13 protein-coding genes are annotated in these 16,006 nt (G+C 46.3%); 2 read left to right on the plus strand and 11 right to left on the minus strand.

Annotated elements, in window-relative coordinates; translation table 11 throughout:
* Positions 1-86: 86 nt before the first annotated feature.
* From NQ489_RS15925 to NQ489_RS15935, 3 genes are read right to left on the minus strand one after another with little or no spacing between them, the layout of a single operon-like run.
* A complete protein-coding gene (locus NQ489_RS15925; protein ID WP_021652706.1) occupies positions 87-1,151 on the minus strand; it encodes an FAD:protein FMN transferase in 1,065 nt (354 codons plus the stop codon).
* Between the two features lie 3 nt (positions 1,152-1,154).
* Positions 1,155-1,928, minus strand: coding sequence for a 4Fe-4S binding protein (locus tag NQ489_RS15930; protein WP_021652705.1), 774 nt, complete (start codon positions 1,926-1,928; stop codon positions 1,155-1,157).
* A complete protein-coding gene (locus NQ489_RS15935) occupies positions 1,925-2,527 on the minus strand; it encodes an FMN-binding protein (protein ID WP_044962219.1) in 603 nt (200 codons plus the stop codon). Before NQ489_RS15935 ends, NQ489_RS15930 begins: the two co-directional genes overlap by 4 nt.
* A gap of 447 nt (positions 2,528-2,974) precedes the next feature.
* Between NQ489_RS15935 and NQ489_RS15940 the strand changes: the two genes are divergently transcribed.
* Both NQ489_RS15940 and NQ489_RS15945 read left to right on the plus strand, forming a co-directional pair.
* Positions 2,975-3,349, plus strand: a complete 375-nt coding sequence (locus NQ489_RS15940) for a NusG domain II-containing protein (protein WP_021652703.1) — start codon at positions 2,975-2,977, stop codon at positions 3,347-3,349.
* Between the two features lie 115 nt (positions 3,350-3,464).
* Positions 3,465-3,953, plus strand: coding sequence for a Gx transporter family protein (locus NQ489_RS15945; protein ID WP_021652702.1), 489 nt, complete (start codon positions 3,465-3,467; stop codon positions 3,951-3,953).
* Between the two features lie 1,171 nt (positions 3,954-5,124).
* Here NQ489_RS15945 and NQ489_RS15950 read toward each other — a convergent pair.
* The 8 genes from NQ489_RS15950 to NQ489_RS15985 form a co-directional block, all read right to left on the minus strand.
* Positions 5,125-5,913 carry a DUF975 family protein gene (locus tag NQ489_RS15950; protein ID WP_021652699.1) on the minus strand — a complete coding sequence of 263 codons (789 nt, stop codon included), beginning with the start codon at positions 5,911-5,913 and terminating at the stop codon, positions 5,125-5,127.
* Between the two features lie 100 nt (positions 5,914-6,013).
* Positions 6,014-7,222 (minus strand): aspartate kinase, encoded by a 1,209-nt coding sequence (locus tag NQ489_RS15955; protein ID WP_021652698.1) that lies wholly within the window; start codon positions 7,220-7,222, stop codon positions 6,014-6,016.
* Between the two features lie 21 nt (positions 7,223-7,243).
* Positions 7,244-8,455 carry a homoserine dehydrogenase gene (locus tag NQ489_RS15960; protein WP_021652697.1) on the minus strand — a complete coding sequence of 404 codons (1,212 nt, stop codon included), beginning with the start codon at positions 8,453-8,455 and terminating at the stop codon, positions 7,244-7,246.
* 4 nt (positions 8,456-8,459) lie between these two features.
* The gene (locus tag NQ489_RS15965) at positions 8,460-8,912 is read right to left on the minus strand and encodes an ACT domain-containing protein (RefSeq protein ID WP_021652696.1); all 453 of its coding nucleotides are present in this window, start codon (positions 8,910-8,912) and stop codon (positions 8,460-8,462) included.
* A gap of 171 nt (positions 8,913-9,083) precedes the next feature.
* A protein-coding gene (prfB, locus tag NQ489_RS15970; RefSeq protein ID WP_110104007.1) for a peptide chain release factor 2 occupies positions 9,084-10,203 on the minus strand; the annotation gives its coding sequence in 2 pieces (ribosomal slippage) (positions 9,084-10,127 and positions 10,129-10,203; 1,119 coding nt in all).
* A 73-nt stretch (positions 10,204-10,276) separates the two neighbouring features.
* Entirely contained in the window at positions 10,277-11,110 is an 834-nt protein-coding gene (locus NQ489_RS15975; protein WP_021652695.1) for a carbon-nitrogen hydrolase family protein, read from the minus strand.
* Positions 11,111-11,365: 255 nt separating this feature from the next.
* Positions 11,366-13,945, minus strand: a complete 2,580-nt coding sequence (secA, locus tag NQ489_RS15980) for a preprotein translocase subunit SecA (protein ID WP_021652694.1) — start codon at positions 13,943-13,945, stop codon at positions 11,366-11,368.
* Positions 13,946-14,177: 232 nt separating this feature from the next.
* Complete coding sequence (locus tag NQ489_RS15985; RefSeq protein ID WP_021652692.1) at positions 14,178-15,977, minus strand: fibronectin type III domain-containing protein; 1,800 nt, start codon at positions 15,975-15,977, stop codon at positions 14,178-14,180.
* Positions 15,978-16,006: the final 29 nt, after the last annotated feature.

The raw sequence follows: 16,006 nt of genomic DNA on the forward strand, positions 1-16,006 counted from the left end.
TTTCCAGGTTTACTATCGCAAGTACTGCGGATATGAGCATTCCCCTCTGCCAAACAGTCATAAACCGGATCGCCGGGAGATCAGCTTCACTCTGCAATATCCTCCACACTATAGGAATCCGCAAGCAGGCTGAACCGCTCCTTCATCCCCTCAGTGAGATACACATGATGGTCTTCATCCACAAAAAGTCCGTCTGCACCGTAAGCTTTCAACAGCTGTGTCCCTTTTTCCACCCCCAGCACAAAACATGCTGTGGAAAGCGCATCTGCCTCCAGACCTGAGTCACAGACTACCGTTACCCCGGTCACTCCGCTTTCTGCCGGATAGCCGGTAGACGGGTCCATAATGTGGTGATACCTTACACCATTTTCGATAAAATATTTCTCATAATCTCCGGATGTGGAAAGAAATTCTGTACCATTTAAGGCAACCACACCAAGATAGTCATCCTCATTTTCAGCTCTGGGATCTGTCACTGCCACATTCCAGGAAGAACCATCCGGCTTGCTTCCGTAGGTCATGACACTGCTTCCTCCCAGATTCATAAGTGCTGCTGTTACATCCTTCTTTGTTTCCAGTTCTTTAAGGATCAGGTCACAGCCAATACCCTTTCCCGCTGCTCCAAGATCCAGAGAACACCCCTCCTCCATGTGGACCGTATTTACGTCAAGAAAAATCTTCTGATATCCGGAATCCTTCAGAACATTCTTAATTTCTGCTTCTTCCGGAATTTTCTGGTTTTCCCCTCCAATATCCCACAGGCGGATCAGCTTCCCGATGGTTGGGTCAAAGGCTCCGTCAGAATCCTCTGCGATCTTCAGAAGACGTTTCAGGTATCCGGAAAGCTCGCCGGAAATCTCCGTATCTTTTCCGCTGTCTGCATTCACCTTATAGATCTGGGACTTCTCATTGGTCCAGGAAAGAAGGTTCGTCTCCACATCTGTCAGTACAGCTGTCAGCTTACTGTTTATATCGTCACCTGTGGTATAGAGTGTTTCTGATACCACAGTATCCATTGCAAAATCTGTATCGGTATATGTCTGTACATCATTTTCCGAAGCAGCCATGCACAGCACAGGAAACAACACCGCAATTCCTGTAAATGTAACTGCTGCCAGAAAAGTTTTCTTTTTCCGAGCCTGATATCTCATAGATCATTTTTCCTCAATTGTTCCAATATGAATATTTTTTCTCGGGCAGGCTGCGGCACATGCGTGACAGCAAAGACATTCGCCGGATCTGCCTGTGTCGCCGTCGATATCCAGATGAGCCGGACATCTTTTTTTACAGAGACCACATTTCGGCGGACATTTCTCACGGGTTCTCCGAAACAGTGCACCCGGAAGGATTGGCATTAATGCAAAAACCGCTCCCATGGGACAGAGAAACTGGCAGAAAAACCTTTCCTGTGTACACATTCCCACAATGATCAGCACCAGGAACACAATTCCCACCAGATATTTGCTGTTCGGGAGCCGTCCTGCCGTGAGCATGGAAAAAACATCCCACGGGCTGGTTCCCGTAAGCTTTCCGTATACACCTGTAAGGCAGGAAAGCAGGATCAGTGCCAGTACGATATATTTGACTTTCTGAAGCCCGTGAACCATTTTTTCGGAAAGAGCCGGTTTCTTTTTTTTGTGAAAGCATTTCATCCGGATCCAGGAAAAGCCTTCATATACGGCATCTCCGAAAGATCCGAATGCACACGCATATCCGCAGAAATGTCTTCCGAAAAAGCAGGTAAAGATCAGAAGCACTGCCGTTACAGTCAGAAAGGAATTCCACTCCACCGGCTGACCGGACGCAATGGCAAGAAAGATCGATTTGATACCTGCAAAGGCTGTAGAAAACAGAGACGGGGCGGCAATAAAAAATGCCAGCTGTATTCCCGCACGCATCAGCCTTACCTCCCGCTGTCTTTTTTTCATGAGTTTTCCGCCTTTCCAAGTGCCGCATCCACTGCGTTCAGGATTCCTGTGGAGCTGAACGTTGCTCCGGATACGGTATCCACATCTGTACTCTGAGCACTCAGGATGGAATCGATCACACTCTCTGCCTGTGAAAGATATGCACTGTCCTCACCTGGGGCGCTGACTACGTTGATGGATGTGATCTCATCACCGGTAAGTGTCACCTCCACCTGAATGGTCCCGCCGTATCCCTCGGCTTCTCCTGTATAGGTTCCATCTTTATATACATTATCGGAATCTGCGGTTGCTGTGTCCTCTGCGTCTGCATCGGATACATTGCCGTCTGAAGTGTCTGTTGTTTTGTCATCGCCTGCTGTATCTGTATCACTGCTGCCTGATCCTGCAGATACTGCCTGATTCTGCATACGATTTACATAACTCGTCTCCAGCGCACTGAGAAGTTCATTCTGCTGCTCCTGAAGTGTATCTACCTTATCTGTCAGAGCCGCGATCTCTTTTTCATTTGCCTGGGCTTTCATGCTGCTGTTATAAAAAAGCACAGCAAGAACCACTAACAGCAATGAGATCACTCTCATATAAAAATTCTGATTTTTCATCTCTTTTCTCCCTTGTATTTTTAACAATTCTGTAAATTGCTGCATCAGGCTCAACTGTGCGAACATATATTGCTGCGTCAGATGCTCTCGATCTATTCCTTCAATCTGCGTATAACTGTCTTTTGGATAAATTATATAGTTTTTATCCATATACATAAATTAGTTTTGATTAATCTTTTTTATAAAATTAGACGATGCTAACTTACAGTTAGGTATTATATCACCTGTTTTTTTTCTTGTCTACACTTTTGTTAGTAGTTTATAACTTTTTCCAATATGAATTTTTCTGTTTTATGTCTTTTATAAAAGAAAAATCATCGCCACTCCTCCCTTTCCGTTGGGAACAGCTGTATGAATTATGGTTAGATATCATTAACTTATGTTTGCCTTTTAATTTCGATTATGATATGATTTTTTCTGAATCTGTAACAGAAATGGAGATTTGTTTTGAAGAAAAAAGAATTGATTTTTATTGCCGGGATCCTGATTCTGGCGGGGGTTCTCTGGCTTGGTTTTCAGATTGCGGGGAAACGTTCCCATAATACGATCCGTATTACCGTTGACGGAAAAGAATTCGGAACCTATTCGCTTTCCCAGGACCAGATCATCCACATCGGAGACACCAATGTCTGCGAGATCAAAGATGGAAAAGTTACAATGATCGAAGCAACCTGCCCGGATCATTACTGTATGAAACAGAAGGCTGTGGACGAGCACGGCGGTTCCATCATCTGCCTTCCTAATAAGGTTGTGATAGAAGGGGAAAATACTGCAGAGGATTCGGATTCGGAGAGTTCGCCTAAAATTGATGCGGTGACATAAAATTTCCGGAGAATATGCGTAATGTGTGTTCTCCGTAGAGTTTTCTCTGACAGACGGTATTCTGTCTGTGCTATTTCTGCAACGATATTCCTGCAACAAATGAAAGGATTTATTTATGAAACGAAAAACAGCTTATCTCGGATTATTTGCCGCAGTAGCGATCATTTTTGGATATGTGGAGTCTCTGGTCCCTGTATTTACAGGGATTCCGGGTATCAAGCTCGGGCTTGCAAACCTGGCGGTGCTTTTTATACTGGACCGATATTCCTTTAAAGAAGCGGCTCTCGTGTCCGTTGTCAGAATCCTGGTGATCGGATTTATGTTTGGAAATCTGTTCAGTATTTTGTATAGTCTGGCTGGCGCTGCGCTTAGCCTGACTGTGATGGAGCTTTTGAAAAAACATTCCGGCTTCAGTCTGATCGGTATCAGTGTGGCCGGTGGTGTCACACATAATATCGGGCAGCTGATCGTTGCCATGATCGTGGTGAGCAATACGAGTTTGATGATTTATGCACCGGCACTGCTGGTAGCAGGAGTCCTGGCGGGGATTCTCATAGGTGGGTTGACAAAGGAGGTTGTGGGACGACTTCCTTTGAATCTATAATTATGTGGTTTGCTTTTTGGATTATGGTTTTCACTTTTTGAAGTGAGGGGAAATTGTGTGGTTTGATTTTTTAGATTATAGTTTTCACTTTTTGAAGTGAGATAAATTGGGTAGTTTGATTTTTTGGGATTATAGTTTTCACTTTTTGAAAGTGAGAGGAAATTGGATGGTTTGATTTTTTTGGATTATAGTTTTCACTTTTTGAAGTGAGATAAATTGGATAGTTTGATTTTTGGGGATTGTAGTTTTCACCTTTTGAAGTGTGAGGAAATTGGATGGTTTGATTTTTTTGAATTATAGTTTTCACTTTTTGAAAGTGAGAGGAAATTGGATGGTTTGATTTTTTTGGATTATAGTTTTCACTTTTTGAAAGTGGGTAATTTGCGAGAAGGGGAAGCACTCATAGTTGCGAAGGCCGTCTCCCCTTCTCGCGCTCTTCTCCTCCTGGCCACGCCACTGTGATGCGTTGTGGAATGTGTAAGTGTATCGGCTCAGTCCTGTATTCTGCTGTATCGGCAGTGACAGGCTGAGCCGATTATTGATTCGGCCTTGCATTCTGCTGCACTGGCAGTAGCAGGCTAAGCCGATTATTGATTCTGTCTTGTATTCTGCTGCACTGGCAGTAGCAGGCTGAGCCGATTATTGCTTCGGCCATGTATTCTGCTGCACTGGCAGTAGCAGGCTGAGCCGATTATTGCTTCGGCACTGTATTCTGCTGTACCGACAGTAGCAGGCTGAGCCGATTGTTGCTTCGGCGCTGATTATTGCTTCTTCACTGTTTATCGCTTCTGGCTGAATGGGAAAGTGGACTGCGTAGCGGGCTTGTTCTCTGGATTGTGGTGTATCGCTGTTATTCAGGAACAGGCTTCGCCAATATATTTACGTCAGCATAAATCGGCTCAACCTTCCACAGCCAACGTAGTAGAATCCATCGCCCCTCCAATATCTTCACATATTTCTACAACCTACAATAGCTGCGTGCCCGGAAAGGGGGAGCTCGAGGGGGAAAAGCGGGCTTCGCAACTTTGAGTGCTTTCCCCCTCGTACCTGCCCATGCCAAAATGGTCCCCCTGAAAGGGAAAGTACCTGCGTTTCAAGCATCCCCCCGGAAAGGGCATCACCTGCGTTTCATGCATCCTCCCGGAAAGGGAAAACATCCTCCGGAAGGCGATCAGGCTTCGGTTTCATCATGGAACTGCGGGATCGGAGTTACCGGAGGATAAGGATCCTCTGGAGGTTCATCAAACTCTCCGGAAATATTCCGATAGAAAACTGCCATACAGGTTTCTATATAAGGCACCAGCCAGATCAGTGCCAGATACAATGTAAATATGGAAAAAATGATCCACGGAACAAAACTTAAGAGCATTTTCATATATTCCCAGTAATGTCCCTTCATAAGCTTTGCACTGGCTTTCAGTGCCTGCACTCCTTTTATGTCCGAATTATCGGACAGGATGTAATAGCTCATGGTGAACGGCATAGCTGCCAGCAGGTTCAGCGCGAACCCGAGAAGTGTGAGCAGCATGTAAGTTACTGCCCAGTTCATCTGCTCCTCCGTTGTATTTCCCATATTGCTTGTAAAAGAAAACCACGCCAGTGGAAGTGATGTCACCAGATTGATCAATGCCAGCACAAAGGATGCCACGATCACATGATCCGGCTGATGGCTGAAAAAGTACAGAAGGTCTCCGAAAGAGTAGGTTTCCCTTCTGGAAATATTCAAATAGATCCGGTAAAGTCCTGCGGAAAAAATACAGATCACCAGAGAAAGGACAAAGCTGAATACCTCTCCTCCAATGATCGCATACAGGGAATCTCCCGGAAAAAGTGCTGTGGAAATATAGCTTGAAACTGCGCTCATCGCCGCAACCGCAATACTCCCGATCACAGGGACCGTAAAATTACCGGCCAGAGTTTCCCCTGCCAGCTTCTTACAGCCCTTCAGATTTTTTCTCATAATTCTGTATCCCTTCGTTATAGAAGGCGGAGACTCATCCAAGCCTCCGCCCCGTCATTTTTTACTTCAGATATATCATATTCTCATATTTCACATCTGTTTAGTCTGCAAGATTAAACGCATCATGTACCGCATTCATGGCACGTACGCCATCTTTCTCGTTAATGAGAACCGTCACACGGATCTCAGATGTTGCGATCATATTGATGTTCACACCCTCATTGTAAAGGCTTTCGAACATTTTTGCAGCAACACCCGGATTGCTCATCATACCTGCTCCTACAATAGAAAGCTTGGCAATGTTTTTCTCCGCATGAAGCTCAGAATAGGCGATGCGTGCCTGGTTAGCTTCCAGAACACCCATTGCATCGTCCAGATCATTTTTATCAACAGTAAAGGAAATGTCCTTGGTTCCGGCACGGCCGATAGACTGAAGGATCATATCCACATTGATATTTTTCTTAGCCAGGGTATCAAAAAGCTTAAATGCCACTCCTGGTGAATCTTTAAGTCCGATCACAGCAATACGTACTGCATCTGTATCCAGAGCAACACCGCTGATCAGCATTCTCTCCACTGTTACTTCCTCCTTTACCACAGTTCCTTCGCTGTTGTTGAGACTGGAACGTACCACCAGCGGCACGCCGTATTTCTTTGCCATCTCCACAGAACGGTTATGAAGCACTCCCGCACCCAGAGTTGCCAGATCCAGCATTTCATCGTAAGTGATCTCCTTAAGCTTGCGGGCATTCGGAACCTTACGCGGGTCAGCGGTATAAACACCGTCCACATCGGTATAGATCTCACAGGCATCTGCATGAAGCGCTGCCGCAAGAGCTACGGCTGTGGTATCAGAACCGCCACGTCCAAGTGTGGTATAGTCATTATATTTATCAATGCCCTGGAAGCCTGTGACCACAACGATCCTGCGGTTATCCAGCTCTCTGCGGATACGTGCCGCATCGATCTTTTTCAGGCGTGCGCTGCTATGTGCACTTGTTGTGTGCATAGCTACCTGAAAGGCATTCAGAGAAACAGCCGGTACTCCCAGACTGTCCATAGCCATGGACATCAGTGCCACTGACATCTGCTCTCCGATGGTAAAAAGCATATCCATCTCACGTTTCGGAGGTTTGTCATTGATATCCTTTGCCATGGTGATCAGCTCATCGGTATACTTACCCATTGCAGAAAGCACGACCACCACGTCGTTTCCTTTTTTGTAATCTTCGATACATCTTCTAGCAACATTAAAGATACGCTCTTTGTTTGCCACAGAAGTACCGCCGAATTTTTTTACAATCAACATGTTCTTTTCTTCCCTTCGGCATCAATCCTTTACACGGATCATTGCCAGTACTTTTCCGGTGAGCTTGCTGATCTTCTCATAATATTCAGCCTGCTTCATCACCGGTGTGATAAATCCGAATTCGTCCGGAAGGTCATCCGGCTCGATGGTCTGTACATCACCAAAAGCTTTTTCCACTTCATCCATAGTAGTATCAGACACACGTACGAAGAAACGTCCCTCAACTTCATCCATATCCATAAGCTTCAGGGCATAGCTGCTCCAGTTTGTCATGATATTTCTGTGGAGATGCTTTGCTTCATCCACAACATCTGCAACTACTGCACTTGCAGTCGGAAGCTTACCTGCTCCGCTTCCGTAGAACATGGCATCTCCAAGAACATTTCCGTGCACAAATACTGCATTAAACACATCATTTACACTGTAAAGCGGGCTGCTCTGGCCTACCAGGAACGGCGCTACCATTGCATAGAAAGAATCTCCGATCCTGCGGCTTGTGGCAAGAAGCTTGATAGTCATGCCAAGCTCTTTTGCATATTCCATATCTGCCGGTGTGATCTTTGTGATTCCTTCTGTATAAATATCCTCGTAATTCAGGAATTTTCCGTATGCAAGTGAAGAAAGGATGGCGATCTTACGGCATGCGTCAGCACCTCCTACGTCTGCAGTCGGATCTGCCTCTGCATAGCCCTTTGCCTGAGCTTCCTTCAGAACCGTATCAAAATCACAGTTCTCTGTGCTCATCTTGTAAAGCATGTAGTTGGTGGTTCCGTTAAGGATTCCTGTGATCTCATCGATCTCATCTGCTGTCAGTGAAGAATTCAGTGCACGAATGATCGGGATACCGCCGCCGCAGCTTGCCTCAAAAAGGAAATTGATATTTTTTTCTTTTGCGATCTCCATGAGCTCGGAACCATGCTTGGCTACCAGAGCCTTATTGGATGTGCTTACGCTCTTTCCTGCCTGAAGCGCTCTTTTTACAAAGGTATAAGCCGGCTCGATCCCGCCCATAACCTCAACAACAATATCTACCTCCGGATCGTTTACGATCACTTCATAATCATGAACCAGAACTTTCTCAACCGGATCTCCCGGAAAATCTCTTAAATCAAGAACGTACTTGATGTTAATCTCATCTCCAGCTCTCTTGTTAATGCTCTCATGATTGGTGTTGATGACTTCAACAACTCCGCTTCCTACTGTACCGTAGCCTAATACTGCTATGTTTATCATATGCTTACTCCCTGCCTAAAATTTTCAAATAGTGTATACCGTCTCTCTGCTCAATATTCTCCACCATAGCCTCTGCGTCGCCTTCTCCCGGAAGGATGTCAACGCTCAGCGTCAGCGTTGCGACTCCGTTAATGGGAATACTCTGATGTATGGTCAGGATATTACCGTGAAAACGGGCAATCGTCTGCAGCACCATTGATAAAAGCCCCGGCTCATCGTCCATCTGAATGATAAAGGTGATGGTCTTTCCCTTGGTCTCCTCGTGGAAAGGAAAAATATCGTCCTTATATTTGTAAAAAGAACTGCGGCTGATCCCGGTCCTTTCAGCAGCTTCCTGAACAGTAGCCACCCGTTTGGATTCCAGCAGTCTCTTGGCCTCAACCACCTTGAGAAGTACCTCCGGCACTGCCCGTTCTCTTACTACATAGTATTTTTTCTTTTCAACCTGTTTCTGCATAGCAACCTCTCTGACTGCTGTTCACATTGTGGCCAGCAGCCTCCTGTCCGTTTCATAAAGACAACTGTTTTTGTACAAGAGATATATTATCATAATAAAAGAAACTCCACAAGCGCTTTTTTGCCTGCGGAGTCCTTTTCTCTGTCTTTATGGGGTTCCGTGACAGTAATGTTATTCTTTCTTTTTCGCCAGCGCGATCCATTTCAGGTATGCATTGATAAAAATGTCAATACCACCGTCCAGAACTGCGTCAACATTACCGGTTTCTTCATTGGTTCTATGGTCTTTTACCATGGTGTATGGCTGCAGGACATAGGAACGGATCTGGTTTCCCCAGCCGATATCTGTCACTTCGCCTCGAATGCCGGAAAGCTTCTCCTCGGCTTCCTGCTGTTTCAGCAGATACAGCTTGGCCTTCAGCATCTGCATAGCCTTGTCCTTATTCATGTGCTGAGAACGTTCATTCTGGCACTGTACCACGATTCCTGTCGGAAAATGGGTGATACGGATCGCAGAGGATGTCTTGTTGATATGCTGTCCACCGGCACCACTGCTTCGGTAGGTATCGATACGGATATCATCGTCATTGATCTCTACGTCCAGATCCTTCTTGATATCCGGCATAACATCGCAGGATACAAATGAAGTCTGTCTCTTTCCTGCTGCATTAAACGGAGAAATACGTACAAGACGATGAACACCCTTCTCGGATTTCAGATAACCGTAGGCGTTCTCTCCGTTCACCTGGAAGGTTACGGATTTCACACCGGCCTCATCACCGTCAAGGTAATCCAGGACCTCCAGCGCAAAGCCTTTCTTCTCCGCCCATCTGCTGTACATACGATAAAGCATTCCGCACCAGTCGCAGGCCTCTGTTCCGCCGGCTCCTGCGTTCAGCTTGATGATGGCGTTCTCTCCGTCGTACTCTCCGGAAAGAAGTGTCTTCACACGGATGCTGTCAAAGCTTGCTTGGAACTCGTCCAGCATTTCCTGGATCTCAGGGACGATCTCAGGATCATTCTCTTCATATCCCATCTCGATCATGGTTTCCATATCTTCCATCTGCGTTTCCAGATTATGGTATGTCTCAATATCGTCCTTGAGACTCTTTAACTGTTTCATCTTCATCTGGGATGCTTCCGCATTATCCCAGAAATCAGGCGCTTCCATCTCGCGCTCTAATTCTTCGACCTTCTGCTCTTTGTTAGCGAGGTCAAAGTGAATCCCTCACTTCCACTAATGGCTCTGTGTATGTTGCAAGAATACTCTTGAACTGATCTAACTCAACCACAGCTTCACCTTCTTTCTATATATTGATACAGGATTTCCTGCCTGTCTTATACAATACCATATGGGCATGGAAATTACAACGAAAACGTGGTCAGGGCGTAAATATCCCCTCTCCTGTGCTTCAAAAGCGGCAGCTGCTCACGGACTTTTTTTACCTCGTCCAGTTCCAGTTCCACAACCTTCACAGCCGGCTTCTCTTCCATCTCCATGAGGACTTTTCCCCAGGGGTCTGCGGCAATGGAGTGGCCCCAGGAATGATACCCGGCGTTCAGGTCTCTGGCGGGGGCAGCTCCGATGGTGTATACCTGGTTATCCACGGCTCTCTGGCGGAACATCAGCTCCCAGTGGAGGGGCCCTGTTGTCATGTTAAAAGCAGCCGGCGCGATGATCACCTGGGCGCCTTCGTCCACCATCAGCCTGGCAAGCTCCGGAAAACGGAAGTCGTAGCAGATGCAAAGGCCCATTTTACCAAATTCTGTATCAAAAACCGTCACCTGGTCTCCCGGTGTCAGGGTATCGGATTCTTTAAAATACTGACCGCCTTTTACATCAATGTCAAAAAGATGCATCTTCCGGTGCTTACCGATCTGATGACCATTTCTGTCAAAGACATAGGAAGTGTTATAAATATTGCCGGCTTCATCTCTCTCCGGCATACTTCCTGCTACGAGATAAATTCCGTATTCCGCTGCCAGCCTGGAGCATTTTTCCCAGGTATCTCCGCCCTCAATTTCGGCATATTCCGGGAAGTATTTGTTCTCGTAGGGGCAGCAGAACATTTCGGGCAGGACTGCCAGATCGATCCCCTGAAGCTCCGGGCTGGCAAGAAGTTCTGCTGCCTGGGTGATATTGCGAAATTTATCAGTATATACATGTGTCTGAAGAATTGCAGTTTTTATAATTGCCATATTATCATACCCCTTCTCTTACAGCGAAAATTAAGTATCTATTATATTGACGCAAGATGACTTTCTCATATGCAGGGCGAGGGAATGAAGCGTATCGGTGGCTACGGCGATTGACGACAACGCAGCATATGAAAAATCAGACAAGTCTATATGACGGTTACTTAATATTCGCTGCACTCTATTCCTGTGTAACAGAAATTCCAGAAAAAATAGCCCCACCGCATCATCAGGGTGAGACTATTTTTATCTTTATTCTCAGATCTTGGCAGCCTTACGTCCGCAGCACTGTTTGTATTTCTTGCCGCTTCCGCATGGGCATGGATCATTCGGGTATACTTTATCTTCTTTTCGCTGAACCGGTTTCTTCGGGCCTGCGCTGTCATCTTTGTTTGTGCCGGTTACCTTAGCAACCTGCTCACGCTCGATCTTCTGCTCCACATGAACATGATACAGCATACGTACAGTGTCTTCCTGAATGGAGCTGATCATGCTGTTAAACATCTCGAATGCGTTCATCTTGTACTCAACAACCGGATCTCTCTGGCCATATGCCATCAGACCGATACCCTGACGGAGCATTTCCATATCATCGATGTGATCCATCCATTTGCTGTCGATGCATTTCAGAAGGACAACTCGCTCAAGCTCACGAAGCTGCTCCGGTTCCGGGAACTCAGCCTCCTTCGCTTCATAAAGCTTCACAGCCTCTTCCTTCACAATGTGCTTGATCTCATCTTTCTTATGGCCTTTTACCTTCTCTGCGGTCAGCGGGTGGATCGGGATGATCGGAGTGATCGCAGTGTTGAACTCATTAAGATCCCACTCAGAAGAATCCATGTCATCGGAAAAGCACATGTCTGTCATGCTGTCTACGATATCTGTGATCATCTTATAGATGGCATCACGCATATTCTCACCGTCAAGTACCTGGCGGCGCTCCTCATAGATGATCTCTCTCTGCTCATTGTTAACCTGGTCATAGTCGAGAAGGTTTTTACGGATACCGAAGTTGTTGAACTCGATCTTCTCCTGGGCTTTCTCGATAGCATTGGAAAGCATCTTGTGCTCGATCTGCTCATTCTCCTCAACACCAAGGGATGTGAACACCTTCATCAGTCTCTCGGAACCGAACAGACGCATCAGGTCATCCTCAAGGGAAATGTAGAAACGGGATTCACCCGGATCTCCCTGTCGTCCGGAACGTCCACGGAGCTGGTTATCGATACGTCTTGACTCATGACGCTCGGTACCGATGATCTTCAGACCGCCGGCCTCTCTTGCCACATCGTCAAGCTTGATATCGGTACCACGGCCTGCCATGTTGGTCGCAATGGTAACGGCATCTGCCTGTCCTGCCTGAGCTACGATCTCAGCCTCAAGCTCATGGAACTTGGCATTCAATACATTGTGGGGGATTCCCTCTCTCTTCAGCATTCTGCTGAGAAGCTCGGAAGTCTCGATGGTGATCGTACCAACCAGTACCGGCTGATGTTTTGCGTGCGCTTCCTTAACTGCCTCTACAACGGCGTTGAATTTCTCTTTCTTTGTCATGTAAACAGCATCATCAAGGTCTTTACGCTGTACTACACGGTTGGTCGGGATCTCTACAACGTCCATGCCGTAAATATCACGGAACTCTTTTTCTTCGGTAAGGGCTGTACCTGTCATACCGCCTTTTTTGTCATATTTGTTGAAAAAGTTCTGGAAGGTAATGGTTGCGAGAGTCTTGCTCTCTCTCTTAACCTTCACATGCTCTTTCGCCTCGATCGCCTGATGAAGACCATCGGAGTAACGACGGCCCGGCATGATACGTCCGGTAAACTCATCAACGATCAGGATCTCGTCATCTTTTACAACATAATCCTGATCCTTGTGCATCAGATTATGTGCACGAAGTGCAAGGATGATGTTGTGCTGGATCTCCAGGTTTTCCGGATCTGCCAGGTTCTCGATATTAAAGAATTTCTCAACCTTCTTGATACCCTGCTCGGTAAGGTTGACGATCTTATCTTTCTCATTTACAACGAAGTCACCGGTCTCGATAACCTCCTCACCCATGATGGCTGCCATCTTGGTCATCTCATGGCTGGCCTCACCACGCTCCAGCTGCTGTGCAAGGATATCGCACACCTCATAAAGCTTGGTGGACTTGCCGCTCTGTCCGGAAATGATCAGAGGTGTACGTGCCTCATCGATCAGGACAGAGTCGATCTCATCGATGATACAGTAGTGAAGATCTCTCTGAACAAGCTGTTCTTTATAGATGACCATGTTGTCACGAAGATAATCAAATCCAAGTTCGTTGTTTGTTACGTATGTGATGTCACATCCGTATGCCGCACGACGCTCTTCCGGCTTCATGTCGTTAAGTACCACGCCTACAGTCAGGCCAAGGAACTCGTGAACCTTACCCATCCACTCAGCATCTCGTTTTGCCAGGTAGTCGTTGACGGTTACGATGTGGACACCTTTACCCTCAAGGGCATTCAGATATGCAGGAAGTGTGGAAACAAGAGTTTTACCTTCACCTGTTTTCATCTCGGCGATACGGCCCTGGTGAAGGATGATACCACCGATGATCTGTACACGGTAATGCTCCATTCCAAGTACACGCTTGGCTGCCTCACGTACGGTGGCAAATGCCTCTGGAAGAAGATCATCCAGTGTTGCACCTTCTGCAAGACGTTTCTTATATTCTCTTGTCTTGTCTCGTAACTGCTCATCCGTAAGCTGCTGCATCTGAGACTGATAGCTCTCGGTTTTTTCAACCAGCGGCATAATACGTTTTACCTCACGCTGGCTGCGGGTTCCAAATACTTTTGAAAAAACATTCATGTTTCTGCTCCAATCATTTTATTCGAATAAGACTGCTGTCTCTGATCTGTCCAATTTTGGATCATTCCAGTTCTCTGTTGATATCCGTTATACTGGATCACATATGGTATATATTCTACCACTTTCCTGTTATAAAAACAATGAACAATTATTTAACAAATCATGTCAGGAATAACAGAAAATATCCCGCATAGGATCCTGTTTTCGAGGATCCCGCGGGATATTACAGATCTTATTTTCTTACTTTTACATTTTTCACACTGCTCCAGGCACCGTAATATGTCTTTCCGCTCACTTTTTTGTATGCACGGATACGAACATAATAAGTGCTTCCCTTTTTCAAACCGGAAAGTGTTCGGGTCAGTGCACTGGTGGACACTGTTCTGGCCCCTCTCATGGACCTTGAGGCCGCATACTGGATCTGATAGCCGGAAGCGCCAGCTGCTTTTTTCCAGCGGACAGTCAGCTTCCCGGAAGCCTTGCTGGACGGTTTGTACTGCACCGGAGCTGTCAGACGGACGATCCGGCTGCCGTTTTTGTTATAAGCACTTAAAGCAGAGCCCTTGTATGCGCGGACTGTATAGATATACATGGTTCCTGATTTTACTGATCCGTCTGTATAGACCAGCGTATTGCTTCCGCTTACGGTAGCGATATTGACCCACTTGCTGCTGTTTCCGGTCCTTCGATAGATCTTGTAGCCGGAAGCATTTGCAGCTTTTTTCCATTTGAAGACGATGCCGGCAGGGCTGTTGGAAGTGCCGGATAACCCGGGCGTGGTAAGCTTTACCGTTGTAAGGGCCGCGGAACGGAACTGGTATACGGCTGACTGTACTTCATCAGTCTTTTTCCATTCAGATTTCTGATAAACATACTTCTGGAAAAAGATATACATGTTATAAGTTGCGGCTTTGTTTATTCCTTTGGCAGATCCGATCCGCCATGTAGTATTCTTCCTGTTATCGGTTGGATTTGGTGAAGTACTCCAGTAAACCGGCACCCACTTCACATCTCCAGGCCCGGGATTTGAATTTGTAGTTCCCGCACCGGTCACGGTAAAATTATAATATTTATTCGGAGTAAATTTCAGCGGAGAATCCAACCCTCTTACAAAACTATCTTTGACATCTGGTATAGAAGGTATATAGGTCGGTGTCGGCGTCACATCATATTTCGGGCGGGTTCCCCTGTAATTCAACTTTAATTTTTTCAGGTTGCTGGTTCTTCCGTCTGAACCCAATACCTTAAGATACAGATCAAATTCTTTCTCTGTATCCAGATTCTTAAGATATATCACAAAGCTTCTGTTTGCAGTAACCGCCACACGAGAGTTTCCCGTATCGACCCTCGGAACATCAGATGTTCCGTCCTTTTTTCTCGCTACAGCTTTGTAGTAGCAGGCTCCGTTTGCATCAACTTTAAGTGTCACATTTACAGAACTGCGGCTTACCCATTTTTCTCCGGTCCATTTTACGTTTATTTTTGGCACCGGTGTTGGTGTCACTGTCAGTTCAGGATCCGCTGTCGGTGTCACTGTCGGTTCCGGATCCGTTATCGGTGTCACTGTCGGTTCCGGACCCGCTGTCGGTGTCACTGTCAGCTCCGGATCTGACGATGACATAGCTTCTGCGTTTTCTTCTTCCATACTGTCTCCTGCTTCTTCAGGTATCAGTTCTGTCAATAATACTTCCGGATCATCCTCACTGGAGATCTCTTCTGAAACTCCTTCCTCAGCTCCGCCGAAAGCATCCTCGCTGTTCTCCGCATTTTCTGCGTTTTCCACATCTTCCATGGTTGCATCGGAAGAGTTATCCACCATTTCCTCAGAAATATCCTCACTGTCTTCTGCAGGCTGCTCAGTCTCTCCCATAGACTCTGTAGTTTCCTCTGCGGAAAACACTTCCTGGCTGTCCGCAGCATTTTCTGTGATTTCTGCATCACCGCTGCCAAACTCTGCAGCCATACCGGTTGCCGGAAGCACCGTCACACAAAGTGCAGCACTTAAAAAAAGTGCCAGAACTTTTTTCTTCATTTACCTTCCTCCTTTTCTCCGTGAGTTAC

Source organism: Blautia sp. KLE_1732_HM_1032 (genome assembly GCF_025147905.1).
GTDB lineage: Bacteria > Bacillota > Clostridia > Lachnospirales > Lachnospiraceae > Blautia_A > Blautia_A fusiformis.

What these genes read in the sequence shown, in the direction of transcription:
- NQ489_RS15925 (WP_021652706.1), bottom strand. Translation starts at nt 1,151, where the DNA reads ATGAGATATCAGGCTCGGAAAAAGAAAACTTTTCTGGCAGCAGTTACA.
- NQ489_RS15930 (WP_021652705.1), bottom strand. Translation starts at nt 1,928, where the DNA reads ATGAAAAAAAGACAGCGGGAGGTAAGGCTGATGCGTGCGGGAATACAG.
- NQ489_RS15935 (WP_044962219.1), bottom strand. Translation starts at nt 2,527, where the DNA reads ATGAAAAATCAGAATTTTTATATGAGAGTGATCTCATTGCTGTTAGTG.
- NQ489_RS15945 (WP_021652702.1), top strand. Translation starts at nt 3,465, where the DNA reads ATGAAACGAAAAACAGCTTATCTCGGATTATTTGCCGCAGTAGCGATC.
- NQ489_RS15950 (WP_021652699.1), bottom strand. Translation starts at nt 5,913, where the DNA reads ATGAGAAAAAATCTGAAGGGCTGTAAGAAGCTGGCAGGGGAAACTCTG.
- NQ489_RS15955 (WP_021652698.1), bottom strand. Translation starts at nt 7,222, where the DNA reads ATGTTGATTGTAAAAAAATTCGGCGGTACTTCTGTGGCAAACAAAGAG.
- NQ489_RS15960 (WP_021652697.1), bottom strand. Translation starts at nt 8,455, where the DNA reads ATGATAAACATAGCAGTATTAGGCTACGGTACAGTAGGAAGCGGAGTT.
- NQ489_RS15965 (WP_021652696.1), bottom strand. Translation starts at nt 8,912, where the DNA reads ATGCAGAAACAGGTTGAAAAGAAAAAATACTATGTAGTAAGAGAACGG.
- NQ489_RS15975 (WP_021652695.1), bottom strand. Translation starts at nt 11,110, where the DNA reads ATGGCAATTATAAAAACTGCAATTCTTCAGACACATGTATATACTGAT.
- secA (WP_021652694.1), bottom strand. Translation starts at nt 13,945, where the DNA reads ATGAATGTTTTTTCAAAAGTATTTGGAACCCGCAGCCAGCGTGAGGTA.
- NQ489_RS15985 (WP_021652692.1), bottom strand. Translation starts at nt 15,977, where the DNA reads ATGAAGAAAAAAGTTCTGGCACTTTTTTTAAGTGCTGCACTTTGTGTG.